We start from the raw sequence: 22,217 nt of genomic DNA on the forward strand, positions 1-22,217 counted from the left end.
ATGAATACAAACAAGCCTTATCTTATCGACGCTATAATCGGCAACTCCAAAATGCTCGCTTCGCTTGGCCGTACGGGCAGACTGTACCGCCTCTGGTGGCCGAACATCGACATGCCTCAGCATGTCGATGCCATGCGTACCGGCATCAAGCTGCTGGGCAATTCCTCCGTATCATGGTTCGACAGCGAGACAGACGGCTGGAAACACGAAATCGCTTATGTGCCAAAAACGAACATTGTTAGCATCGGAGCTCGTTCTGAGCAACAGCCGATACAAGTGGAAAGCTTGCACTTCGCCGTTCCAGAGCAAGATATTCTCGTGCGAGAATACCGCTTTACAAATACGAGCGAAGCAGCTGTTTCGTTTGAATTTATCATGCATTCCTCCTTCCTAGTCAGCGAAAATCGTTTGTACAATACGACGACCTTCAACGCTACTGCTGACGCTTTAATTCATTTTAGACATACGTACTTTTTTGCGCTTTCGAGTGCAAACGTATGCACAAAGTTTCAAGCGGGACTCGACTGGGAATCCGTTCAAGAGGGACAGCTTGCCGGCAACGTCATTAATATGCGCCCGGACGGAGCGCTATCATGGCGGATTGAGCAACTTAAAGCCGGTGATTCTGCAACCATTCCGCTTTATATTACGGCTGGACGCGATGAGGCTAGTTCTCTTGCTCAACTGGAAATAGCGAAGTCTAAGGACAGCTCCGAATGGGTTAACGAAACGTCTGACTATTGGCGTCAATACTTAGCCGCTGCTTCTCCCTCCCCGGTCGCTAATGAAGATATGACCGGCTTATATGAACGATCCGTTCTTATGTTTAAGCTGATGGCTGATCATCAGACGGGAAGCATCATTGCAGCTCCCGAGTTCGACGAGACATTCTCCCGCTGCGGCGGCTACTCCTATTGCTGGGGAAGAGACGCAGCGTTCATCACGACTGCTCTCGATAAGGCGGGGCTTGGTGAGCTATCTGACCGTTTCTATGCTTGGACGCTTACTTCTCAATCGCCGGACGGCTCTTGGCAGCAGCGTCATTATCATGATGGCAGTCTCGCTCCTTCCTGGGGCTTGCAAATTGACGAAGGCGCATCTATTTTATGGGGCATGTGGCAGCATTACTTGGAGGGTCACAATATTGAATTCGCCAAGCAAGTATGGCCGGCTGTCCAGAAAGGCGCCAGTTTCCTAGCCAGCTTCCTCGATCCGGAAACAGGTTTGCCGAGACCTAGCATTGACCTATGGGAAGAGCGAGAAGCTTCCCATACCTATTCTTCAGCAGCCGTATACGGCGGATTGACCGCCGCTGCTAGCTTCGCCCACCTGCTTGGCAATAATGAGGCCGCAGAACAATGGTCTTCTGCTGCTAATCAGATCTCTTCCGCTATCCTTGAGAGCGGATGGAATGAGGAGCGCAGCAGCTTCTATCGCGGCTTAAATATTTCGGTAGGTGCAGCGGCATACGAGGAAGCAGTCTCATCAGGCATGGACGCTTCCATCGTCGAGCTCGACAAAGGCTATCGCAAATATACGCTGCGGCATGATCCGATGATTGACATAAGCCTTCTAGGCATATCGATTCCGTTCAACGCCGTGCCTAAGGATCACGACTATATGCAGCGTACTGCCGATTCGATTGAAGCGGCGCTTACTGTACCGGGTGTCGGCGGCATTAAGCGTTACGAAAACGATCATTACATCGGCGGGAATCCGTGGATTCTTACGACGCTTTGGCTGGCACACTATCGCATCCAAACTGGCAGCTTGGATAAGGCGAGGGAACTGCTGCAATGGTCAATTGAGCACCGCACCGAAACAGGCTTATTGCCTGAGCAGGTAGACAAGGAAACAGGCGCAACCGCTTGGGTCGTGCCGCTTACGTGGTCGCATGCCATGTACGTATTAGCGATCTTTATGCTGGCGGAAGCCGAAGAGAAAGAAGCAGCCGCCCAGCAATTGCAAGAAACTAACACGCTATAAGTCAATTGACGCGAAAACGGAAGAGAGCTGCTCTCTTCCGTTTTTTTGTATGATATGCATTGACATTTTCCTTATAGTTTGTAATAATTATAAATAAGGAATTGATCTAAATATTTATGATGGGTTAGTTATATTGTTCCTATATCAGTTAAATAGATGTATGGATTTCCCATTGTCTACAAACACTACTTTTCGGAAAGGATGATCGAAATGAATACGATACAACAACATTTAAACCGTCAAATTGCCAACTGGAGCGTCCTGTATATTAAGCTGCACAACTACCATTGGTATGTGAAAGGCCCGCAATTTTTCACCTTGCATGAGAAATTCCAGCTCTTCTACGAAGAAGCCGCACTGCATGTTGACGAAATAGCCGAGCGCCTGCTTGCCGTGAAGGGTCAGCCGTTAGCGAGAATGAGCGACTACCTATCAGCCGCAAGCATCAAGGAAGCGTCCGGCGAAGAAACTGCCGAGCAAATGGTCGATCAATTGATCGCCGACTTCACCATAATTATTGGTGAGCTGAAGGAAGGTATGGAAGCTGCTCAAGCTGCAGGCGACGAAACAACCGCCGATATGCTGCTCGCCATCCATACGACGCTTGAAAAACATGTGTGGATGCTGAGCGCATTTAACGGAAGATAACTTGGATTGTAGTTATGATACGATGAATGAGAAAAACTCTTATCGGAGTAGTTCGAGGATGAACGACCGCGTTTAAGAGGAAGTTTTTATCGCCAATCTGAATGATCTCCTTCACGCTTTATCGCTGTAAAGCACTTAAACATTCTGATGTGGTCAGAAAAGCGGATGAGCTTAGGCTCATCCGCTTTTTTCTTCATTATTTAGACAAACTTGACTATGCAGCTCCCGAGATTTTGTTCGCCCCAGAAGGCATCTAAAGTATCACCATCCGCCAACGCCGCTACGCCAGCAGGAGTGCCGGTATATATGATGTCCCCCGCTCCAAGGCCGTAGTTCGTTCCTATAAACTCAATGAGAGTAGCAACATCGAAGATCATATCGGCTGCTTGACCACGCTGTGCCTCTTGGCCGCTGCGTACGAGCGTGAAGGTTTGCTGCTCAAGCGCAGCTTGGCCGGGGTAGTCAATCCATTCCCCGAGCGGCGCTGAACCTTTGAAGCCTTTGGCAGGAAGCCAAGGCTCGCCTTTCGCCTTAATCTTCGACTGCACATCTCGTAATGTCAGATCGAGTCCAAGCGTCATGCCGCTGATGATCTCGTCTGCATGAATGCCAGGCTCGAAGTCACGCCCGATTCGAAGGACAATCTCCAATTCAAAATGAATCTCGCCTACACCGCTCGGCAGTTCAACAATGTTGCCATTCATAGGCGCAAGCGCATGTGTTGGCTTTGTAAATACCATAGGGGATGTCGGAACAGCGTTACCGAGCTCCAATGCGTGCAGCCGGTAATTGCGGCCAATGCAATAGATGTTGCGAATTTCGTTAGCGCTCATGGTTGAGTGAGCCTCCCTTTATTTGTTCTGTGCGGCGATCTTCTCCGCCAATTCATTCAGTTCCGTCCAGCGATCCATCAACTGCTCCAACTTCTCTTCTAGTTGCTGCTGCTCGGCGGCCAGCTCCTGCAGACGCACCGAATCGCTGCTAGCAGCTTCCATATGCTCGGCAACCTTTGCTAGCTCTGCTTCAGCCGCTTCGATCCAGCCGTCGATCTGCTCGTAATCCTTCTGCTCTTTGTACGACATCTTCAACGCCCGTTCCTTGCTGCCCTGCTTAGAGGTTTCCTCAGATTGCGGCGTTCCCGCTGCCTTCGATGACGATTTGGAAGATCCAGCAGCTGATCCGGCAGATGCGCCCGATCCTGCCCCGTCCCGCTTCGCGATCGTCTCCTGATAGTCCGAGTAATTGCCCGTGTGATGCGTAATAACGCCCTCACCCTCGAAGGCAATAATTTTGTCAACCGTCCGATCCAGGAAGTAGCGGTCATGGGAGACAACAAATACGACGCCTGGGAAATCGTCCAAATAGTCTTCGAGAACGGTCAGTGTCGCTATATCGAGATCATTCGTCGGTTCATCGAGAAGCAGCACATTTGGTGCGTTCATCAGTACTCTCAGCAGCTGCAAGCGGCGTTTCTCGCCGCCGGACAACTTCGCGATCGGCGTCCATTGCATTGTCGGCGAGAACAAGAACCGCTCCAGCATTTGCCCAGCGGAAATGAGCGAGCCGTCAGCCGTCTTTACCTGCTCGGCATCCTCACGAATGTATTCGATGACTCTTAATGACTCGTTCATTTCTTCATGCTCTTGCGAAAACCAGCCAAGCTTCACTGTCGGTCCGATATCAACGGTCCCTTCATCGGGCGTCAGCTTCCCGGCAATCAGCTTCAGCAGCGTCGACTTGCCGCTGCCGTTGCGGCCAACGATGCCGACCCTATCCTCCGGTACGGCAATGTAGCTGAAGTCGCGAATCAACTTGCGACTGCCGTAGCTCTTCGCCACATCTTCGATCTCCACGATCTTACGTCCGAGTCTAGAGGATGCAACCGATACGTCGAGCTTGCCCCCAGCCTGCTTCGGGGCATCTGCCTTCAGCGCCTCGAAGCGGTCAATACGCGCCTTCTGCTTCGTCGTCCGCGCCTTCGCGCCACGGCGAATCCAAGCAAGCTCATTGCGCAGCAGGTTCTGGCGCTTCGACTCGGAAGCGGCCTCCCGCTCCTCGCGCTCCAGCTTCAGTTCAAGGAACCGGCTGTAGTTGGCTTGGTAGAAATGCGCCTTTCCCTTATCTAATTCTATTACCCGATTGCTGACGCGATCGAGGAAATACCGATCATGCGTTATCATCAGCAGCGCGCCGCGCCGCTTCTGCAGCATGCCTTCCAGCCAAGCAACGGAATCGTTGTCGATATGGTTCGTCGGCTCGTCCAGAATGAGCACGTCGGACGGCTGCAGCAGCGCCGCAGCCATCGCGACCCGCTTGCGCTGTCCGCCGGAGAGCGTGCCGACCTTCGCTTCATAATCATAAATACCGAGCTTCGAGAGCGCGACCTTCGCGTCGCTCTCCAATTGCCAAGCATCCAGCTCATCCATCTTCTGATTCGCTGCAATCAACTGTTCCTGAAGCGCCGTGTCGTTCGGCTTTAGTTCAATAGCCTCCATCGCCGCGGCATAAGCACGCACGGCGCGAAGCTGCGGCGACTGGCCGCCGAGCACATGCTCCAGCGCCGTCTCCTCCGGTTCGAATGCCGGGTCCTGCGCCAGCATTCGAACCGTGACACGCCCGCCGATTGCCACTGAACCGGCATCGGCAGGCTCTATTCCGGCAATGACCTTCAGGAAGGTCGACTTGCCGGTACCGTTCACGCCGATAATGCCTACTTTATCGCCATCTTCAAGTCCGAACGTCACGTCCTCGAATAACAGCTTCTCGCCATAGCTTTTCGTTATATGTTCAACCGATAATAAATGCATAAGACAAACCTACTTTTTTCGTTATTAGAAATAGGCTGCTGCTTGCTGTGCAACCATTCGTATCATACCATAATCGGACACGATCTTCACTTCGAAATGGATGTTGGCGCTCCTATCATCGCCACTGCCCGAGATGCCGATATAATAGGTATATGAGAGGAGTGATTCTGCATGAATAACCCCTATCTGTTCATCTTCACCGGCACAAGCGGCTCTGGGCGCAAGACGTCCGCACACCGCGCGCTGCAAGGCAGCGGCATCGTTCATATCGCTTCCTTCACTGACCGCCCGCCGCGCAATAAAGAGCTCCCCGATGCCGACTATCGCTACGTAACCGAGCAGCAGTTCGATAGCTTGTACCATAATGATTTTTTCGCGGAATTTGTTCGCATCGATCATCACCGCTACGGCATCGGCAGACGCGACCTCGATCAAGCGATGAACAGCGGCAAGAGCGTCTACATTATTCTGAACAGCGAAGGCACTGAACGCATTCGCAGCCTGTATGGCGAACGCGCCGTACGCATCTTCATTTATACGGATAAGCAAACCGTATCCGAACGTCTCGAAAGCAAGGGAACAAGCTTCGAGATCATGGACAACTATTTGAGCCACTACACCGAAGAAGTGACTTACCGCAAGCATTGCGAGCACATTATTGAAAATATGACGATCGATCGAACCGTCGAGCAAATAAAAACGATTGTAAGCCGTTATCTCGACTCGAATTCGTGACGTTTGACGATCACGGTACGGACACAAGAAAGCCAGGTGCAGACTCCTTAAGGAGCAGTACCCGGCTTCTTTTTGTACAAATCTATTCGTTAGCGCTTGCCAATCATATTCTCAGGACGAACAAATTCGTCGAATTGCTCAGACGTCAGCAGGCCGCTTGCAATAGCGGACTCCTTCAGCGTAAGGCCTTTCTTATGGGCGTTCTTCGCAATTGCTGCCGCGTTCTCATAGCCGATATGCGGGTTGAGCGCGGTTACGAGCATTAGCGACTGATCCAGGTTGCGCTTGATAACCGCTTCGTTCGGCTCAATGCCGACCGCGCAGTTGTCGTTGAACGATACCATGGCATCAGCCATAAGCGCGACCGATTGCAGGAAGTTATAAATAATGACCGGCTTGAACACATTAAGCTCGAAGTTGCCTTGGCTTGCCGCCATGCCGATCGCTGTATCGTTGCCGATGACTTGGCATACAGCCATTGTAATCGCTTCGCTTTGGGTTGGATTAACTTTGCCCGGCATGATGGAGCTTCCTGGCTCGTTCTCGGGAATAACGATTTCGCCGATGCCGCAACGAGGGCCGCTTGCCAGCCAGCGAACATCGTTCGCAATTTTCATGAGATCAGCCGAAAGCGCCTTGATCGCACCATGCGTGTACACGATTTGGTCATGGCTTGTAAGCGAGTGGAACTTGTTAGCTGCCGTAATGAAGGTTTTGCCTGTCAAAGCCGTCACTTCTTCGGCTACCGCTACCGCGTAGTCCGGATGTGCATTAAGGCCTGTACCTACTGCCGTGCCGCCGAGCGCCAAGTCGCGCATCGTTTCTACGCTTTGCACGAGCATCGCGCGCGTACGGTCAAGCATCGAATACCAGCCGCTAATTTCTTGGCCAAGCGTAATTGGCGTCGCATCTTGCAGATGCGTACGGCCGATTTTCACCAAATCAGCGAACTTCTCCGACTTCGCGCGAAGCGTTCCGTTCAGGAGGTCAAGCGCAGGCAAGAGGCGATCTTCGAGCGCGATAACGCCGGCAATATGCATCGCTGCAGGGAATGTATCATTGGAGCTTTGGGAGCGGTTCACGTCGTCATTCGGGTGAATGCGAGCTTCGCTGCCTCTCTCCTGAAGAATTTGGTTGGCGCGGTTCGCAACAACCTCATTCACGTTCATGTTCGTTTGTGTGCCGCTGCCTGTCTGCCATACGACGAGCGGGAAATGCTCATCCCATTTGCCAGCCAATACTTCGTCAACCGCTTCGCCGATAACAGCCGCTTTCTCTGCATCGAGTACGCCTAGCTTGTTGTTGGCAAAAGCCGAAGCTTTCTTAATAATAGCCATCGCATAGACGACTTCGATCGGCATGCGCTCTCCGCTGATTTTAAAGTTTTGCAGGCTGCGTTGCGTTTGTGCGCCCCATAGCTTGTCTGCAGGAACTTTAATCTCACCCATTGTGTCCTTCTCAATCCGATAATCCATTCGCCTAACGACTCCTTTTGATCTATGATTGGTCTCTCTTAAACAGTCCTGTTTCTGTTATAACGCTATTCGCCGTCAGAAGCAAGCTTGCCAGCGCTGTTTAGCTCGGTTGCAGCCTGCCATCCTTCGTGGTCATAGGGATAAATACAGCCCTTTCCTCCGTCAGCTTGTTCGGAGCATGAATGGACAACATCAGTTGCCCCTCGAACGTGCGGAACAGCATGCCGTGGCCGCCGTCCTCCGCGAATAAAGGCGTTTCGTCCTGCAGCCATGGCCCTTCAATCGTTCCCGATTCCGAACGGGCAATGCCAATCGCATAGCCGGTCTTTGAGCCGCTGGACCAAAGCATGTGCAGCTCCCCATTCTCCGTATGGTACAAGTATGGACCGTCCGTCACATAGTTCGAGGAGTCCTTGCCCGCGGCCGACCATGGCGCCTGCGAAGCGGTGAACAGCAAGATCGGTTCGCCAGCCGCCTCACGGAGATCGTCCGTCAGCGGAATCGCGCACATTTTGCCATCCTGCACCTGAATCCATTCATGACAGAACACCATCCACGGTTTGTTGTCCGCGTCCACGTAAAGTGTCCCATCTAGACACTCCCAATCCTCCGGCGTGACCGGCTTGTCCGTCAACGTGCGGAACGGTCCAAGCGGATGCTCAGCGACAAGCACCTGCGTGCCGCGGCAGCGATCCTCCGACTTGAAGGAAGCGAACATATAATAACGGTCATTGTACGCATAGACCTCCGGCGCCCAAAAATTCCGATCCGCCCAAAAATCTGGCTCTGGACGAAACGCCTCGAAAGGTCCTTCCCAGTTATCCAGATCTTTGCTGCTGTAGACGTCGAAGCCCGTACCCGGGCCGCCCCATGTATTGAGATCGGTCGAGCCGTACATATAATACAAACCATCGTCTTGAATAGGCAATATAAAAGGGTCGCGAATTCGGATTTGCTCACGTTTCAGCATGACGTAATTCTCCTCTTCAACTATATATGTATACAAAAGCGCCACTCGGAGTTTGTTGCCCCTATGGCGCTTATTATTTCTATTTGCTGCTAAAGGTCTTTCGCTTCGCGATAAGCGGCGATATAGGCTGCTGCCTTCTTCTCGATCAGCGAGAAGTCGCCTGTCTTCACTGCATCCTTCGTCAAGTCGGAACCAATACCTACCGCAACTGCTCCGGCCTTGATCCAGTCCTTCAGGTTATCAAGCGATACGCCGCCCGTTGGCATAATGTTCGCTTGCGGCAGCGGTCCTTTGATGGATGGAATGACGCTTGGAGAGTAGAGGTTGCCCGGGAACAGCTTCACGACGTCAACGCCCAGCTCAAGCGCGCTTTGAATTTCGTGAATCGTCATTGTGCCCGGCATAACGGGAATCGCATAACGGTTGCAAAGCTTAATCGTGTCCGGGTTTAACGCCGGCGCAACCACATATTCGGCGCCTGCCAATATCGCTGCGCGAGCCGTCTCCGGATCAAGCACCGTGCCCACGCCAATAATAGCGAAGTTATCCGCATCAGGCGATACATCGCTCGAGTATTCCTTCGATAATTGCTCAATTGCGCGGAGCGCGAATGGAACGGTCATCGTAATCTCAATCGCTTTAATGCCGCCTTTGATTGCACGGCGCGCCATTTCTGCTACTTCCTCCGGGGAGTCTGCGCGCAATACGGCTACAACACCCGCTTCTGTAAGCTGCTGCAGCACCTTAAGCTTCTTCATCCTGTTAGCCCCTTTTCCCTTTGTGTTCCTATTTGTTCGAAAATGTTCGTTCTACTGCCCATTATAGGCGGTTTAGAGCAAATCTTCAATCTTTGTTCGGTTTCGTATAATCGATTTCCAAAAACTTCTCCACTTCCGTTGCCCAGCGTTCTTGAACGAATTGCTGGTGAAGCGGATGCTCGTTGTACGCCTCATAATCGGCCTGGCTTGCGAACTCCATGGCGAAGCCGTAATCATAGTCGTTTTTCGCACTAACCTGGTTATAGACGTGGAAGTTGGAAACTACCGGAATCGAAGTCAATATCCGTTCCCCATCCGCTAGAAACTTGCGTGCCTCCTCCGAACCTTTCTCATGCTTCAAGCTAAAAATAACCGAATGCAATATCCACTGCTTATTCGTTTCCGACATCGATATCTCTCCTCTAATCTAGCTAATTTTAATAGTTTTAAAATACCATAAATAGGCTGGTGAGAGCTAGTTTCGATCGTCTGATACGTTCTATTGCACTTTCTGCAACAGATTAGCCATTTACTCCCTCTTCTACTGTCACTCATTGCACATTATGCAACAGATCCGCTCTAACAAGCCTCCTACACCCAAGAATCTCGCCAATCAGTTGCAGAAAGTGCAACCAACGCATGTTTCGCTAACTGCTTTGTCCTCATCTGTTGCAGTCTCTGCAACAAGACATCACTTGCGCCAAAATAGAATTGAATCCTTCCCTTCTCCATTCTATAATGAGGGCAGACGAAGAACGTCCCAAAGCCGCTACGGCCTTGGGGCGTTCTTTTTTTACTATAAGGAGGATGGGATTCTATGAATTTTGATCAAGCATACGACGGATTTCTTAATGAACATACGGAGAAACGCAGCGGGGAACGAAAGGGAAGGCTACTGCGCGGACACGGCTATGCAGAGAAGCTCTTTTCCCAAAATGTGTGGTGGCCGTTGATGGGATCATTCGAGCATTTGCATCCCGAATATGAGGTATACGACTGGAATCGCAAGTCGCAATTCCTCGACTTCGCATTTGTAGTTGCAAACGCAAAGTTTGGAATAGAGATCGACGGGTTCCAATCACATATCAAAGATATGGACCGTGAAAAGCATAGCTACGCCTTGAACCGTGACAATTTCTTAACCGGAATCGGTTGGAAAATGCTCCACTTTTCTTTCGATGATGTGCAGAGGCGACCCGATATTGCTCAGATGCTTCTACAGCTTGCCCTTGCACCTTACCTCATTCGCAGCCAAGTCAATCTAGCCCCGACTTTGCATGCCCACGAACGAGAAGTGCTCCGACTTGCCTGGTCATTAGTCCGCTCCATTCGACCAATTGATGTGAAGAACGCCTTGCAGATCAACTTTCGAACAGCACGTAATCGACTGCAAGCTTTAGCCGCCAAGGGACTGCTTGAGCCGCTCTCTACAGGAAACGGCGTTCGCCGGTATAAACCGACTGAATATGCAGCCACGCAACTTACGGAAATTTTCGAATAAACGCTGACAGACAGTTGTCAGGGTTCAGCCGTTATAATCCAGACAATACTAGTAAAATCCGAAACTTCAAATAGAGGTGATAGGCAATGAGGACACTCACTAAGCGAGAACTGAACCGCGCGCTGCTCTCGAGGCAGATGCTGCTGCAGCGGGAGAGCATCACTCCACTCGAAGCGATCAAGCGGCTTGTCGCCATTCAAGCTCAGGCGCAAGACCCGCCGTATTACGCGCTGTGGACGCGGCTTGAGAGCTTCAAGCAGGAGCAGCTGTCGCAATTGCTGCTCGACCGCCAAGTCGTGCGCATCGCGCTTCACCGCTCCACGATCCATCTCGTCACCGCGGATGATTGCCTCTCCTTCCGCACCATTCTGCATTCGATGCTGGAGCGTTCCCTTCACAACGCGATCCGCAGTCGCCTTACCGGCGAGCAGCGCCAGGAGCTTCTCTTCTGCGCGCGTACGCTCACAGAAGAGAAACCGCGAACGCTCGACGAGCTCGGCAAGCTCCTCGCCGAGAAGCTGCCCGGCTACGCCAATGCGGATCTGGCTAACGCCGCCCGCAATCTGCTTCCGCTCGTGCAGGTGACGCCGCGCGGCATTTGGGGCACCGGCGGCCAAGCATACCACACGACTGCCGAAGCATGGCTCGGCAAGCCGCTTGCAACAGAAGCAGCGCCGGACGACATGCTCCGGCGCTACCTAGCTGCTTATGGCCCTGCCTCCATCAAGGATATGCAAGTATGGTCCGGCATGACCAAGCTCAAAGAAACGATTGAGCGCATGCGTCCCACCCTGCGCACCTTCCGCGACGAGCAAGGCGTGGAGTTGTTCGACGTTCCGGATGCGCCGCTGCCTGACGGAGACACGCCCGCTCCGCCGCGCTTCTTATCCGAATTCGACAACATGCTGCTATCCTACGCCGACCGCAGCCGCATTATGGACGATTCGCACAAACCGCTCGTCTTCACGGTCAACGGCATTATCCGCTCCGCCTTCCTCATCGACGGCTTCGTTCGTGGACTATGGAAGCTGGAGCAGCGCAAAGGCGAATCTACCTTGAGCATCCAGCCATTCGAGCCGATCGGCTCGGAGGAGGAACGGTCCGCACTCGCCCGAGAAGGAGAAAAACTGCTCAAATTCGCAGCCGGAGACGATTGCTCGCACCGTATCCTTTTCCTATAATTGCACGCTCTGCTCCTGCTCGCCGCCAGCCGGTCTCCCTGCTGTTCGCGCTTTGCCGCTGAGCGTCAAATACGTCCACATCCGCAGAACCCGCTCCAGCGGACCATTCTTGAGCCGCCGCAGCATGAAGCTCGTTGCGACTGCCTGCAAACTATAGATCAACAAAGCGAGCAGCAAGCCGCCCAGCACGCCGATATCGCCAAACCAGCCTAACCCATAACCATAAAATATCGTCGTGCAAATGACGGTCTGCATAATATAATTCGTCATCGACATCCGCCCAATGCCCTCGAAGGCCGATACGATGATATTGCCCTTAGCCAACGATCCGAGCACAGCCGCCATCGTAAAGATGTATCCTAAGGCAAGCAGCAACCCGCCTACCATTATCAACGCGTAACTCCATGACGTTGACATCTGCCATACCGCGACCGCCTTCAATGCTAATCCAATTGGGACGAACAAGAGGGCACGCTTTGCATTCGTATTGCGCTCACGCAGTGGGTTATGGAACCATTGCTTACGAGCGGCAGCAATGCCGAATAAGAACATCGGCAGCAGCATAAGCGGCGTAATGACAACAGATACCAAGATGACGCCTAACGGCAATCCAAGCGGATCTTCATTTAGCCGAAAATCCATAATTTCCGCATGGCTTCCTCCCCCATATACGGAAATCGACCGTTCCACGTATTCGCTCATTCGGGCAATCCCTTCCGCCGTCTCTTCCTCCGGCACGAGACCCGTCAACAGCATCACCGAGCATAATGCAATTCCCCAGATGACAAGCGTCTTGACCTTCCGATTTACGAACAGGAGCAAGACGAAGCCTGTAACCCCATACGCGAACAAAATATCGCCTTCCCACAAAAACAAACTATGCAGCAAGCCGAATCCAATCAGCAGCAGAAACCGTCTGACAAGCGGAGCCCCCGGCCGCAGTCCTCTATGAACCAAACCCTCTCTCAGCTTGAACAAGCTGTATCCGAACAAAAACATAAAGATCGGCATGAAGCTGCCTTCCACAAACACCGTCAACAGCTTATGCATCCATATATCCAACCCTGACGGATTGAAGTGCTCCATTTCATCCTTTCCGTAAATCCCGTACTGAAAAATAAGCATGTTCGAAATCAAAATTCCAAGTAAACTAAATCCGCGGATCGTATCGATTATTCGTACGCGATTTCCCGTTTCCAACCTATCGTTCATCCTCTCATCACCTCTAACCAATCGTAATCCATCCTTTTGAACATGAAACAAACAACACCGAAACATCACCTTAATTTTTCCAAAATCGTTCAACTCCCGTTAAGGTTTATATGCTAGCATGATGCTATACAGATTATTAAAAGGCGGGATTTCCTTATGTACCACCATCGAATTGTAATCGTCGATGACGAGCTCTCCATTGTCAAAATGGTCCAGCTTGTGCTTCAAAAAGAAGGCTTCCAGCATATTCATACGGCCAGCAGCTGTGCGGAGGCGCTCAGTACGATCGCCCGCCACGGAGCGGATATTGTGCTGCTCGACATTATGCTACCAGATGGCAGCGGCCTTGAGCTTTGCTCAAAAATCCGAGCATTCGGCAACCCTCATATTTTGTTCATGACGGCCAAAGCATCCGACCTTGATATACTAACAGGCTTCGCGATGGGTGGCGACGATTATATTACGAAACCTTTCAACCCGCTGGAGATTGCAGCCCGTATTAAAGCAAGGCTGCGGCGGCTCGATGAAATGAACGCGCTCAGCCCTTTGCCGAGAGATCTGCCACTGCACACGCCGCACTCCACAGCTCCACTTGTCTATCGCTATGGCCGGTTCCAATTAAGCGAAGCTGCCGGCGAGCTGCTTATCGACGGCACCTCGGTTCCCTGTCCCGCGCAGGAATTTCAACTGCTGCTGCACTTCTGCAAGCATCCGGGCATCGTTTTCTCGAAGGCGCAGCTTTATGAAACGGTTTGGGGAATGGACGGACTAGGGGACGACAACACCGTCATGGTGCATATCCGCCGCCTGCGCGAGCGCATTGAGCTTGATCCGAGCGTACCTACTCATCTGCTAACCGTTCGCGGACTCGGTTATAAATTATCAAAAGAGCAGGCCTGCATATGAAGGTCAGACGACGGATGGCCTTTCACTTTACCTATCAGCTGCTCATTAATTCAGTGTTCCTGCTCATAGCCGTGCTCGTCATTTTCATGATTCTATACAATCAGCTTTCTAACAATGAGATCAAGCGCAACTTTCCCGCAGGTGCTCTAGATTCCATCGTCTCCGAAACCTATTATGAAAATGGCGTCGTTACGCTTCCAGCTCATTGGAAGAACTTCTTCGCCGAGCATCATGTTTGGCTGCAAGTCATTGATGAGAACGGGAAAGTGGTTTATGCATGGAATACAGAGGCTCAGCAGCCTACCTCCTATTCAGCCGCTGAGCTGCTGACGATTTCGGACACGGGGAGATATGAGCATTTTGCGGTAGAGACCGAATTCGATCTTACTTATTCGTCTCCGATTCTATTCTTGCTTGGCTACGAAACCGAACAGCTGGAGCTGTTGAAGGAATGGTTCGACCGTTATCAGAAGGACGGACTAGTCGCCGAAGAGCATCTGCCTGACTTGCATGCCGAGCTGCTGCAATCCGGCAGTACCTTAACGATTATCGATCGTTTGGGCAAAATCATTCAAAAGATCGGTGAGTCTCGGACCGACTCCGACGTCCAAAGCTATGCGCCGCTCGAAGTGCTCGCTATGCGCCAAGCGCCAGGCGAATACGACGCTGCGATTACCGTCTATCAACATGACGATCAATCGCCGACGTGGATTGTCCATGCCCCGATAGAGCCGGGAGCGATCAAGCATCAGCCCGTTATGCAGGATATCATTCGGATATTGATTGGAATCGGCATCGCTTTCCTTTTACTCTCCATCGGTATTACGACATGGCACGGCTACCGTTACGGTCAACCGCTCATTATGTTCACTGGATGGTTCGAGCGCATGGAGCAAGGACACTACGAGGAAGTATTGACGGATCGCGACCGGCGACGCGTATTCCGCAAGAACGGTAAGCTGCGAATGCGTTATCGTCTGTATAAAGAGGTCATCCGGTCCTTCTATCGGATGGCCGAGAAGCTGGCACAGACGGAGAAAGACCGTGCCGAGCTGGAGAAAACGCGTGAGGAATGGATGAGCGGCATATCCCATGACTTGCGTACGCCGCTTGCTACCATCCAAGGCTATGGCTACATACTGGAGAGCCCCTCCTCTGACTGGAATCAGGAGGAGCTGCGCGAGATGGGACGCATGATTCGCGAGAAGGGCGACTATATGCTGGAGCTTGTGGCCGATTTCTCTCACGTATACCAGTTAAAGCATCACTCCGAAGCCGTGGAGCGGCATGAGTTGGAGCTTGGCGAGCTGATCCGCAGAGCCGTGCTTAAGTATGTCAACGACGCAACATTGACGGGATACGAGTTCATTTATGAAGACGACGAGCTGCCTATTCCGCTTATCGGTAATGCCACTTGGCTGAACCGCCTCTTGGATAACCTATTGTCGAATGCGGTGAAGCATAATCGTCCCGGCACAACGATCACCGTCACGACGGGAATGATTAATGACGAGCCCTTTATTAAAGTAGCGGACAATGGACAAGGGATGGACGAAGAAACGAGCCGCAAGCTGTTTGATCGTTATTATCGAGGTACGAATACCGATCAATCGTCCGAAGGCTCCGGTCTTGGCATGAGCATTGCGAAGATGATTGTAGAAGCCCATCACGGACGTATCGAGGTGCGGTCAGCGCCGGGCAGCGGCACGGAAATCGGCATTTTTTTCACGAAAGCAACGAAATAAGAGCCCTTTATAGGGCTCTTTACTTGTTATTACAGGCTAACTATAGCTACAACCTATAAACAATATAACTTTTATATATTTCCGCAAATATTGCTCCTTGTGTAGTATAAGGCTTAACCATTACAAGGGAGGATGAACATGAATCCAATCGTGAAACAGCAATTCGACGCCGTGGCGCAACAATATGACCAACAGAGGCGCCAGCTCATTCCGTGCTTCGACGACTTCTATGGAACCGCGGTTCAATGGCTAGAGCTTAATACACCGCAGCCGCGCATCATCGATCTCGGCGCAGGCACTGGCCTGCTGTCCGCCTTCATCCTGGCGAAGTACCCGCAGGCTCATGTGACCTTGATCGATTTCAGCGAGCAAATGTTAGACCAAGCACGGCGCAGACTCTCCGCCTATGAGAATATAACCTATATAGCGGCGGATTATTTGAACTACCCTTATGAGCATGCAGGAAGCTACGATGCGGTCGTATCCTCCCTGTCCATTCATCACTTGACCCATCCAGACAAAAGATCACTGTTCCAAACGATTTACCACTTACTGAAGGACGGAGGCCTCTTCGTTAACGCCGATCAAGCCGAAGGCTTGACCCCCTCCATCGATCAACGCTACATGGAGCTATGGAAGCAAGCCATTCACGCTACCTATCTTCCGATCGAAGCGATCGAAGCCTCTATCGAGCGGCGAAAACAAGACATCAATGCAAAGGCATCCGATCAGATCAGCTGGTTGCTTGCGGCAGGCTTCACGAATGTCGATGCCGTTTATCGTTATCATGAGTTTAATGTGTTTTTCGCGCAGAAGGCTTAACCGGTTCTGCTGCCAGGAAGCGGAAGCAGCTGAAGGCAACAACGACAAGGCTTGCAATGACGATAACGAGCGGCAATGCCGTATCGTTCCCGCCAATACCTACGAGCGGCGCTGCCAAGCCGCCGATAATGAAGCTAAGCATGCCAAGCAGTGCCGAGGCGCTCCCCGCGGATTGCCCTTGGCTTTGCAAGGCGAGCGAGGTCGTTGTCGTCGATACGAGCCCGACGCTTGAAACAAGCAGGAAGAACCCTGGAATAATCAAACTCAGACCAGCATTCGTCCATATGGCTAACAGCAGCAATACCGCTCCGGCCGCTGTCAATGTAAGTCCGCTTGCCAGCAGCTTGCGCGCAGCCACACGGCCAGCGAGCCTCCCCGCTACTTGGCTGGCGATAATAATGCCCGCGCCGTTCATTCCGAAGATAAGACTGTACGTGCGCGGTGACACGCCGAACAACTCCTGCAGCACGAAAGGCGAACCCGAGATATAAGCGAACATAGCCGCCATGACGAACCCTTGCGTTAGCGCATAACCCATGAACAATCGGTCACCGGCTAGTCGGCGGAAGGTTGACAGCGTGCCCCGAATACCGCCGCTGGAGCGACGATTCACCGGCAGCGTTTCCTTGAGACCGAACACAACAGCTAATAGCATGAGCGTGCCAAGCACGCCTAGTATAGCGAATACGCCTCTCCAAGACGTAAATACAAGTACCTCAGCCCCAACAATCGGCGCTAATATCGGTGCAGCACCATTGATAAGCATCAACAGCGCAAAAAACTTCGTTAGCTCCACGCCGGAATACAAATCACGTACACTCGCCCTTGATATCACGATGCCTGCCGCTCCTGCAAGTCCCTGAATGAACCGAAGGCCGACGAACACCCATATATTCGGTGCGAAGAAACAAAGACCCGAGACAATTGCATAGACGGCTATGCCTACAATTAGCGGAAAACGGCGGCCCCTAACATCGCTGATCGGCCCCGCGATTAACTGCCCTAGTGCAAGCCCCAGCATACATGCGGTTAAGCTGAGCTGCGTCGCGGAAGTCGTCGAGCCAAGTTCCTCCGCAAGTGCCGGCAATGCCGGAAGATACATATCCAGCGACAACGGACCTATCGCCGCTAACGAGCCCAGCACAATGGCGATCCACAATCGGCTGCCGCGCTGCGCAGGCACTGCTATTGATTCGGTATGATTCATGAATTAATCCCCTCATTCCCCTGCCTTAAAAACTGTTATTCATGTTATCACTGAGGGCAAAACGATTCAACGAAAACTTTTTGTTAAATGACTTGCAACTCCTATAATTCCGAGTATAATACTAGGTAAAGATACATAACGATGATTGGAGCGGTTAACGATGGCGAATTCGGCGAAAGAAATAGCAACGAAATGGGTAGACGACTATCTAGATCTATATAACTTTGCAACCCAGATCGGCGACGCCGAATGGCAGCATGACATTCTTCAGGCGCTGCGCGCCAAAGACAACCATATCAATCTTGAGATCGAACACGGCTTACGTGTAGACCTATGGCTTCGGTTCGATGCGATCAATCGCAAAATGTTGGATATATACGAGCAGCTTCGGAGAAATCAGGACGAGGCGCAGCAGCGTCAGCTTCGGGAGAAGGTATGGGAGTTCAAGCTTCAACGCGTCATGATCGCCAGCAAGCTGAAAACCTTGAACGCATTTTAGCATCTAATTATGCGTAGAAATAAAAAAAAAGCGTCGGCATGCAGCGGTCTGCTCTGCCAAACGATTCGCGGTTGTTGCACTTTCGTAACTTATGGCATGCGGATATCCGCTCTGCCGTTATGGATAGGTACTGCTTCGAGCTATGAATGGCCAGATTCATAGTTCGATAAGATTACATCGATACTTGCTCCATATTGCGCATCATGTTCATCATCATCGTCGACATTTCATCGCACTCTTGCATCTTCATCATCATCATGTTCATATCCATGCCGTCCATCATGTTCATTTCCATCATCATGTCCATCATCATCTTCATGGACTTCATCTTGCACATCATTTCGTCCATGCACATGTTCATCATCATTTGCATCGCCATTTTCTCCATCGTCTTTCACCTCCCTTATTTTTTCCACATAATGAAGATACTACAGTATCGCGAAAACCACAATACTTTTCCGAAAATTTCTGTTGCCTTGGATGATTCATGTATGGTATAAATAAGTTTTGTGCTTTTAATCCATATTTCTCCGCTTGGATTTATGGCCATGCTCGGGAAAGCTAATCTTTCCCGATGACATAACCGTTCAACTGAATATGAGCCTCGAACATTTCCTTCGTACTCGGTCTTTCCTCACGCGGCAACCACGTTTCGGCATCCCATACTTTCGAAAATTTCAGCGCACGCGGACAATGAACAAAACACTCCTCAACTTCCACTTTAACGAGATATAATGGCGGCCTGCCGTTAATCTGCATGCTCTCCATCAACGCTTGATTGCGTATAATCGTTGCCTTCCCGTTAATCCGCAGCACCTCTTCCATCCCCGGCAATATACAAATCATGCCCAGTCTCGGATTCGCGAACAGATTGTGCATGGAATCGATTCGTCTATTCCCCAGCCGCTCCGGAAATACCAGCGTCTTCTCATCCAACACTTTAATGAAACCAGGCTCATCGCCTCGCGGCGACACATCGCACAATCCTTCTCCACTGGCTGTCCCAAGGAAAAACAACGGACACTTCGCCAAATATACTCGAATATGATCATCGATCACCGATACTGTTTTTTTCACGACCGCCTCATGCGGCATGCCGACAATCTCTTGCAACTGCTCTAAGGAATGAATAACTTCGTCCTCTAAAGGATTGTATATCATGCTGTCTTCTTCCTCTCTTCACCTACTCATATATACACAGTGTAACAAATCTATCTCCCGTACAAAAGCAGTACAAAAACCTCGCGCGCTCTGCCAATCCTTTACAAATACTAAACGATTTCAAAATAATGGGATAATAATTGATTGCTATGATCCATATGAAATCGAATCAATAGTCGATTAGTCCCATACCACTTAACGATGAGAAAGGTGACCGATTCCATGCAAATGAAAAAAGTGCTGGCTGTCTCCATGCTGGCGGCAACTCTCGGCGCAACCGCCGTCAACCCTGTTTTTGCCCAAACTCCGGTCAAGCAGGAAGCTGTCCAATTCAGCCAAACGACATTCCTCGTGAATGCCAATCCAGCCGTTCTCCGTACGATTCAAGGCGCTTCAGGCACGACGCTCGTCTCCGTACGCGATTTCGCAAAGGCCATTGGCGCAGCTCTGCAACCGGCAGCCGGTTATGTAACACTCACACTGGAAGGCAAGTCGGTGTATGTTAATCCGGGCACAGGAACCATTGCCGCTAGCAGCACTTCGCCTGCTCTTTCATCAGATGTGAAGACGGTCAACTACACGATATTCGCAGACCCATCTGCACTGGTTGAAGCACTTGGCGGTACATACGAAGCGGATGCCGATGCCCCTGCTATCGCAACGGTTGAGCAATTGACATTCGTTGAGCACGCGGTATGGGCCGGCGGTACACGTCTAATCGTATCGAACAGCTCCGACAACGGCCGTGAGGATTACCTCGTAAATGCGGCTAACGGCAAGTATGATCTGCTGCTCTCCTCCGCTGGCACATCGGATCTCGTTGTTTCGCCGAATGGTCAAAACGTGGCTTACACAGATGCTAATGGCGCTGTATATGTCATCGATCTGAACAGCAAGGAATCCAAGCAAGTAAGTACGGACAGCTCGATCAAGAACGAGTTGCAATGGTCGCAAGACGGAACGGCTCTCTTCTTCCTGCAAGGCGACAAAAACTCGATCATTGCCAAAGTAAACTTGGCCGACGGCACTGTGTCCAAAGTGCTTGAAGATAAGGTCGATTACAAAGCGAACCTCGACGTGTCCGCAGACGGCACGAAATTCGCTTTTACCGTTAACAAGCAACCGAAAGTAACCGCAGACAGCAATGTCGATGTCGCTCTGGACGATGTAGCCATCGATGCTGCCGGAACGGAAGCGCAAGTCTACTTCTACAACGCGGCAGCGGCAGACAACAAGCCGGTGCAACTGACGAAGGACACGGATGACAAAGTGTTCATTGAACTTTCGGCTGACGGCTCCAAAGTGTACTACGTGAGCGTAACGGCTGACGATGCAAGTATCGGCAAAGCAGCATCCGTCTCTACTGCCGCCACTGACGCTGCTTCGACCAGCGTATTCGCGCAAAAGGATGTTTATCAGCTCGCACAAGGTGCTGACAGACTGTACTTACTGACATCGAACGATGATTCGTCGAATGCGGTTTACGAGGTCGATGCTTTAATCGGCGGAAACAAACTGCTGGCAGCAATATCGGACAGCGTTTCCGAAATCATCGTATCGCGTCACGGACATCTCGCTGCTCTGATCGACGGCCAGCTTGCCGTATCGGTTAACGGTCAATGGAAGAACATTACTCAATAATTAATGGAGGGATATTTCAATGAAATGGTTTAAATCACTTACAATCGCCGTACTCGCAACCGTTATCGGCTTCAGTTCGCTAACGGCCGTGCACGCGGCTAGCAAGCTCAGCGGCAAGATCGTCATCAACGGCTCTTCCGCCCTGCTGCCTCTCACGCTTCAAGCGGCTAACGAATTCAAAAAGCTTCACCCGAAAGTGAAAATCTCGGCGTCGGCAGCAGGCTCCATTACTGGGCCGCAAGCAGTTCGCAAAGGAATCGCACAGATCGGCGCGGTAGACTGGGACGCTTCGAAGGACGTACCAGGCTTCAAGAAATTCGAAGGCCAAGTGGCACATAAAGTAGCTGTCATTCCTTTCGCAGCCGTCGTGAACAAAAACGTAACGGCAACGAACTTGACAACGAAGCAGCTGCAAGGCATTTTCTCCGGCAAAATCAAGAACTGGAAAGATGTTGGCGGCAAGGACGCCGATATTATCGTCGTTAACCGTACGTTCGGCTCCGGCACGCGCGTTAACTTCCAGGATAAAGCGCTGCAAGGCACGGATTTCATGACTAAAGGCGACAATTATAAAGAAGTGAAAACAAGCGGCGATATGAAAACGGCTATCGAGACGACGCCTAATGCTATTGGTTACATGGACCTTGCTTATGTTACGGACAAAATGATCGCTGTAAAAATCAACGATATCGCGCCAACGGAAGCTAACGTTATCAACGGCAAATACAAAGTGTGGGGCTACGGCTACTACATGACAAAAGGCGAGCCTACTGGCGCTACGAAAGAATTCATTAAATACGTTCAAAGCACGAAGTTCCAGAACGGATCGCTTAAAAAGCTGAAGTTCATCCCGATCTCGGCTATGAAATAAGCAACCTTGATTGAATGGAATGACACGAAGAGAGCGGCTGGCAGGCGCATGGAAGCGCCTCGCCCGCCGCTCTTTTAGAGAGAGGAGACCCT

21 protein-coding genes and 2 pseudogenes are annotated in these 22,217 nt (G+C 51.3%); 11 read left to right on the top strand and 12 right to left on the bottom strand.

The window, feature by feature from the left end; all coding sequences use genetic code 11:
* Positions 1-1,986 carry a glycoside hydrolase family 15 protein gene (locus tag AC0YN0_RS14870; protein ID WP_475821943.1) on the top strand — a complete coding sequence of 662 codons (1,986 nt, stop codon included), beginning with the start codon at positions 1-3 and terminating at the stop codon, positions 1,984-1,986.
* Between the two features lie 210 nt (positions 1,987-2,196).
* On the top strand, positions 2,197-2,634 hold the full coding sequence (locus AC0YN0_RS14875) for a Dps family protein (protein WP_475821944.1): 438 nt from the start codon (positions 2,197-2,199) through the stop codon (positions 2,632-2,634).
* Positions 2,635-2,834: 200 nt separating this feature from the next.
* Here AC0YN0_RS14875 and AC0YN0_RS14880 read toward each other — a convergent pair whose 3' ends face one another.
* The 4 genes and pseudogenes from AC0YN0_RS14880 to AC0YN0_RS14895 form a co-directional block, all read right to left on the bottom strand.
* Entirely contained in the window at positions 2,835-3,467 is a 633-nt protein-coding gene (locus AC0YN0_RS14880) for a fumarylacetoacetate hydrolase family protein (protein WP_475821945.1), read from the bottom strand.
* Positions 3,468-3,485: 18 nt separating this feature from the next.
* A complete protein-coding gene (locus AC0YN0_RS14885; protein WP_475822504.1) occupies positions 3,486-4,076 on the bottom strand; it encodes a hypothetical protein in 591 nt (196 codons plus the stop codon).
* An 18-nt stretch (positions 4,077-4,094) separates the two neighbouring features.
* Positions 4,095-4,409: pseudogene (locus tag AC0YN0_RS14890) on the bottom strand (ATP-binding cassette domain-containing protein); the annotation flags it as partial.
* Positions 4,410-4,607: 198 nt separating this feature from the next.
* Positions 4,608-5,441: pseudogene (locus tag AC0YN0_RS14895) on the bottom strand (ABC-F family ATP-binding cassette domain-containing protein); the annotation flags it as partial.
* Positions 5,442-5,612: 171 nt separating this feature from the next.
* Between AC0YN0_RS14895 and AC0YN0_RS14900 the strand changes: the two are divergent.
* Positions 5,613-6,176 (top strand): guanylate kinase, encoded by a 564-nt coding sequence (locus AC0YN0_RS14900; protein WP_475821946.1) that lies wholly within the window; start codon positions 5,613-5,615, stop codon positions 6,174-6,176.
* Positions 6,177-6,265: 89 nt separating this feature from the next.
* On the opposite strand, the gene fumC is transcribed toward AC0YN0_RS14900, so the two are convergent.
* From fumC to AC0YN0_RS14920, 4 genes are all read right to left on the bottom strand, one after another.
* The gene (gene fumC / locus AC0YN0_RS14905) at positions 6,266-7,651 is read right to left on the bottom strand and encodes a class II fumarate hydratase (protein WP_337100263.1); all 1,386 of its coding nucleotides are present in this window, start codon (positions 7,649-7,651) and stop codon (positions 6,266-6,268) included.
* A 100-nt stretch (positions 7,652-7,751) separates the two neighbouring features.
* Positions 7,752-8,621: a glycoside hydrolase family 43 protein gene (locus AC0YN0_RS14910; RefSeq protein ID WP_475821947.1), complete on the bottom strand. Its 870-nt coding sequence runs from the start codon at positions 8,619-8,621 to the stop codon at positions 7,752-7,754.
* A gap of 89 nt (positions 8,622-8,710) precedes the next feature.
* Positions 8,711-9,379 carry a bifunctional 2-keto-4-hydroxyglutarate aldolase/2-keto-3-deoxy-6-phosphogluconate aldolase gene (locus AC0YN0_RS14915; protein WP_475821948.1) on the bottom strand — a complete coding sequence of 223 codons (669 nt, stop codon included), beginning with the start codon at positions 9,377-9,379 and terminating at the stop codon, positions 8,711-8,713.
* An 85-nt stretch (positions 9,380-9,464) separates the two neighbouring features.
* Positions 9,465-9,788, bottom strand: a complete 324-nt coding sequence (locus AC0YN0_RS14920; RefSeq protein WP_475821949.1) for a Dabb family protein — start codon at positions 9,786-9,788, stop codon at positions 9,465-9,467.
* Positions 9,789-10,196: 408 nt separating this feature from the next.
* On the opposite strand from AC0YN0_RS14920, the gene AC0YN0_RS14925 reads away from it, so the two are divergent.
* Both AC0YN0_RS14925 and AC0YN0_RS14930 read left to right on the top strand, forming a co-directional pair.
* Positions 10,197-10,880 carry a DUF559 domain-containing protein gene (locus AC0YN0_RS14925; RefSeq protein WP_475821950.1) on the top strand — a complete coding sequence of 228 codons (684 nt, stop codon included), beginning with the start codon at positions 10,197-10,199 and terminating at the stop codon, positions 10,878-10,880.
* Positions 10,881-10,966: 86 nt separating this feature from the next.
* Complete coding sequence (locus tag AC0YN0_RS14930; RefSeq protein WP_475821951.1) at positions 10,967-12,061, top strand: winged helix DNA-binding domain-containing protein; 1,095 nt, start codon at positions 10,967-10,969, stop codon at positions 12,059-12,061.
* Here AC0YN0_RS14930 and AC0YN0_RS14935 read toward each other — a convergent pair.
* Entirely contained in the window at positions 12,056-13,273 is a 1,218-nt protein-coding gene (locus tag AC0YN0_RS14935) for a DUF418 domain-containing protein (RefSeq protein ID WP_475821952.1), read from the bottom strand. The two genes, AC0YN0_RS14930 and AC0YN0_RS14935, sit on opposite strands and share 6 nt — an antisense overlap.
* 156 nt (positions 13,274-13,429) lie before the next feature.
* Here AC0YN0_RS14935 and AC0YN0_RS14940 point away from each other — a divergent pair, with 156 nt between their 5' ends.
* The 3 genes from AC0YN0_RS14940 to AC0YN0_RS14950 all read left to right on the top strand — a co-directional run bounded on the left by AC0YN0_RS14940 (position 13,430) and on the right by AC0YN0_RS14950 (position 16,746).
* Positions 13,430-14,179, top strand: coding sequence for a response regulator transcription factor (locus tag AC0YN0_RS14940; RefSeq protein WP_475821953.1), 750 nt, complete (start codon positions 13,430-13,432; stop codon positions 14,177-14,179).
* Positions 14,176-15,924, top strand: coding sequence for a sensor histidine kinase (locus AC0YN0_RS14945; protein ID WP_475821954.1), 1,749 nt, complete (start codon positions 14,176-14,178; stop codon positions 15,922-15,924). The genes AC0YN0_RS14940 and AC0YN0_RS14945 overlap by 4 nt, the downstream gene beginning before the upstream one ends.
* Positions 15,925-16,062: 138 nt before the next feature.
* Positions 16,063-16,746, top strand: a complete 684-nt coding sequence (locus tag AC0YN0_RS14950; RefSeq protein WP_475821955.1) for a class I SAM-dependent methyltransferase — start codon at positions 16,063-16,065, stop codon at positions 16,744-16,746.
* Here the strand turns inward: AC0YN0_RS14950 and AC0YN0_RS14955 are convergent.
* Positions 16,718-17,953, bottom strand: coding sequence for a multidrug effflux MFS transporter (locus AC0YN0_RS14955; protein WP_475821956.1), 1,236 nt, complete (start codon positions 17,951-17,953; stop codon positions 16,718-16,720). The two genes, AC0YN0_RS14950 and AC0YN0_RS14955, sit on opposite strands and share 29 nt — an antisense overlap.
* A gap of 160 nt (positions 17,954-18,113) precedes the next feature.
* Between AC0YN0_RS14955 and AC0YN0_RS14960 the strand changes: the two genes are divergently transcribed.
* Positions 18,114-18,452: a hypothetical protein gene (locus AC0YN0_RS14960; protein WP_442049618.1), complete on the top strand. Its 339-nt coding sequence runs from the start codon at positions 18,114-18,116 to the stop codon at positions 18,450-18,452.
* 172 nt (positions 18,453-18,624) lie between these two features.
* On the opposite strand, the gene AC0YN0_RS14965 is transcribed toward AC0YN0_RS14960, so the two are convergent.
* Both AC0YN0_RS14965 and AC0YN0_RS14970 read right to left on the bottom strand, forming a co-directional pair.
* Positions 18,625-18,840: a hypothetical protein gene (locus AC0YN0_RS14965; protein ID WP_337100273.1), complete on the bottom strand. Its 216-nt coding sequence runs from the start codon at positions 18,838-18,840 to the stop codon at positions 18,625-18,627.
* A 173-nt stretch (positions 18,841-19,013) separates the two neighbouring features.
* Positions 19,014-19,613 (bottom strand): pyridoxamine 5'-phosphate oxidase family protein, encoded by a 600-nt coding sequence (locus AC0YN0_RS14970; protein WP_475821957.1) that lies wholly within the window; start codon positions 19,611-19,613, stop codon positions 19,014-19,016.
* 222 nt (positions 19,614-19,835) lie between these two features.
* On the opposite strand from AC0YN0_RS14970, the gene AC0YN0_RS14975 reads away from it, so the two are divergent.
* A complete protein-coding gene (locus AC0YN0_RS14975) occupies positions 19,836-21,254 on the top strand; it encodes a stalk domain-containing protein (protein WP_475821958.1) in 1,419 nt (472 codons plus the stop codon).
* A gap of 19 nt (positions 21,255-21,273) precedes the next feature.
* On the top strand, positions 21,274-22,125 hold the full coding sequence (locus tag AC0YN0_RS14980; protein ID WP_475821959.1) for a phosphate ABC transporter substrate-binding protein: 852 nt from the start codon (positions 21,274-21,276) through the stop codon (positions 22,123-22,125).
* The last annotated feature ends 92 nt before the right edge of the window (positions 22,126-22,217 follow it).

The sequence above is a fragment of the Paenibacillus sp. J22P218 genome (assembly GCF_056269195.1).

Excerpts from the sequence above, each read along its gene's own strand:
- AC0YN0_RS14870 (WP_475821943.1), top strand. The coding sequence starts at position 1 with ATGAATACAAACAAGCCTTATCTTATCGACGCTATAATCGGCAACTCC.
- AC0YN0_RS14875 (WP_475821944.1), top strand. The coding sequence starts at position 2,197 with ATGAATACGATACAACAACATTTAAACCGTCAAATTGCCAACTGGAGC.
- AC0YN0_RS14880 (WP_475821945.1), bottom strand. The coding sequence starts at position 3,467 with ATGAGCGCTAACGAAATTCGCAACATCTATTGCATTGGCCGCAATTAC.
- AC0YN0_RS14885 (WP_475822504.1), bottom strand. The coding sequence starts at position 4,076 with ATGAACGCACCAAATGTGCTGCTTCTCGATGAACCGACGAATGATCTC.
- AC0YN0_RS14900 (WP_475821946.1), top strand. The coding sequence starts at position 5,613 with ATGAATAACCCCTATCTGTTCATCTTCACCGGCACAAGCGGCTCTGGG.
- fumC (WP_337100263.1), bottom strand. The coding sequence starts at position 7,651 with ATGGATTATCGGATTGAGAAGGACACAATGGGTGAGATTAAAGTTCCT.
- AC0YN0_RS14910 (WP_475821947.1), bottom strand. The coding sequence starts at position 8,621 with ATGCTGAAACGTGAGCAAATCCGAATTCGCGACCCTTTTATATTGCCT.
- AC0YN0_RS14915 (WP_475821948.1), bottom strand. The coding sequence starts at position 9,379 with ATGAAGAAGCTTAAGGTGCTGCAGCAGCTTACAGAAGCGGGTGTTGTA.
- AC0YN0_RS14920 (WP_475821949.1), bottom strand. The coding sequence starts at position 9,788 with ATGTCGGAAACGAATAAGCAGTGGATATTGCATTCGGTTATTTTTAGC.
- AC0YN0_RS14925 (WP_475821950.1), top strand. The coding sequence starts at position 10,197 with ATGAATTTTGATCAAGCATACGACGGATTTCTTAATGAACATACGGAG.
- AC0YN0_RS14930 (WP_475821951.1), top strand. The coding sequence starts at position 10,967 with ATGAGGACACTCACTAAGCGAGAACTGAACCGCGCGCTGCTCTCGAGG.
- AC0YN0_RS14935 (WP_475821952.1), bottom strand. The coding sequence starts at position 13,273 with ATGAACGATAGGTTGGAAACGGGAAATCGCGTACGAATAATCGATACG.
- AC0YN0_RS14940 (WP_475821953.1), top strand. The coding sequence starts at position 13,430 with ATGTACCACCATCGAATTGTAATCGTCGATGACGAGCTCTCCATTGTC.
- AC0YN0_RS14945 (WP_475821954.1), top strand. The coding sequence starts at position 14,176 with ATGAAGGTCAGACGACGGATGGCCTTTCACTTTACCTATCAGCTGCTC.
- AC0YN0_RS14950 (WP_475821955.1), top strand. The coding sequence starts at position 16,063 with ATGAATCCAATCGTGAAACAGCAATTCGACGCCGTGGCGCAACAATAT.
- AC0YN0_RS14955 (WP_475821956.1), bottom strand. The coding sequence starts at position 17,953 with ATGAATCATACCGAATCAATAGCAGTGCCTGCGCAGCGCGGCAGCCGA.
- AC0YN0_RS14960 (WP_442049618.1), top strand. The coding sequence starts at position 18,114 with ATGGCGAATTCGGCGAAAGAAATAGCAACGAAATGGGTAGACGACTAT.
- AC0YN0_RS14965 (WP_337100273.1), bottom strand. The coding sequence starts at position 18,840 with ATGGAGAAAATGGCGATGCAAATGATGATGAACATGTGCATGGACGAA.
- AC0YN0_RS14970 (WP_475821957.1), bottom strand. The coding sequence starts at position 19,613 with ATGATATACAATCCTTTAGAGGACGAAGTTATTCATTCCTTAGAGCAG.
- AC0YN0_RS14975 (WP_475821958.1), top strand. The coding sequence starts at position 19,836 with ATGCAAATGAAAAAAGTGCTGGCTGTCTCCATGCTGGCGGCAACTCTC.
- AC0YN0_RS14980 (WP_475821959.1), top strand. The coding sequence starts at position 21,274 with ATGAAATGGTTTAAATCACTTACAATCGCCGTACTCGCAACCGTTATC.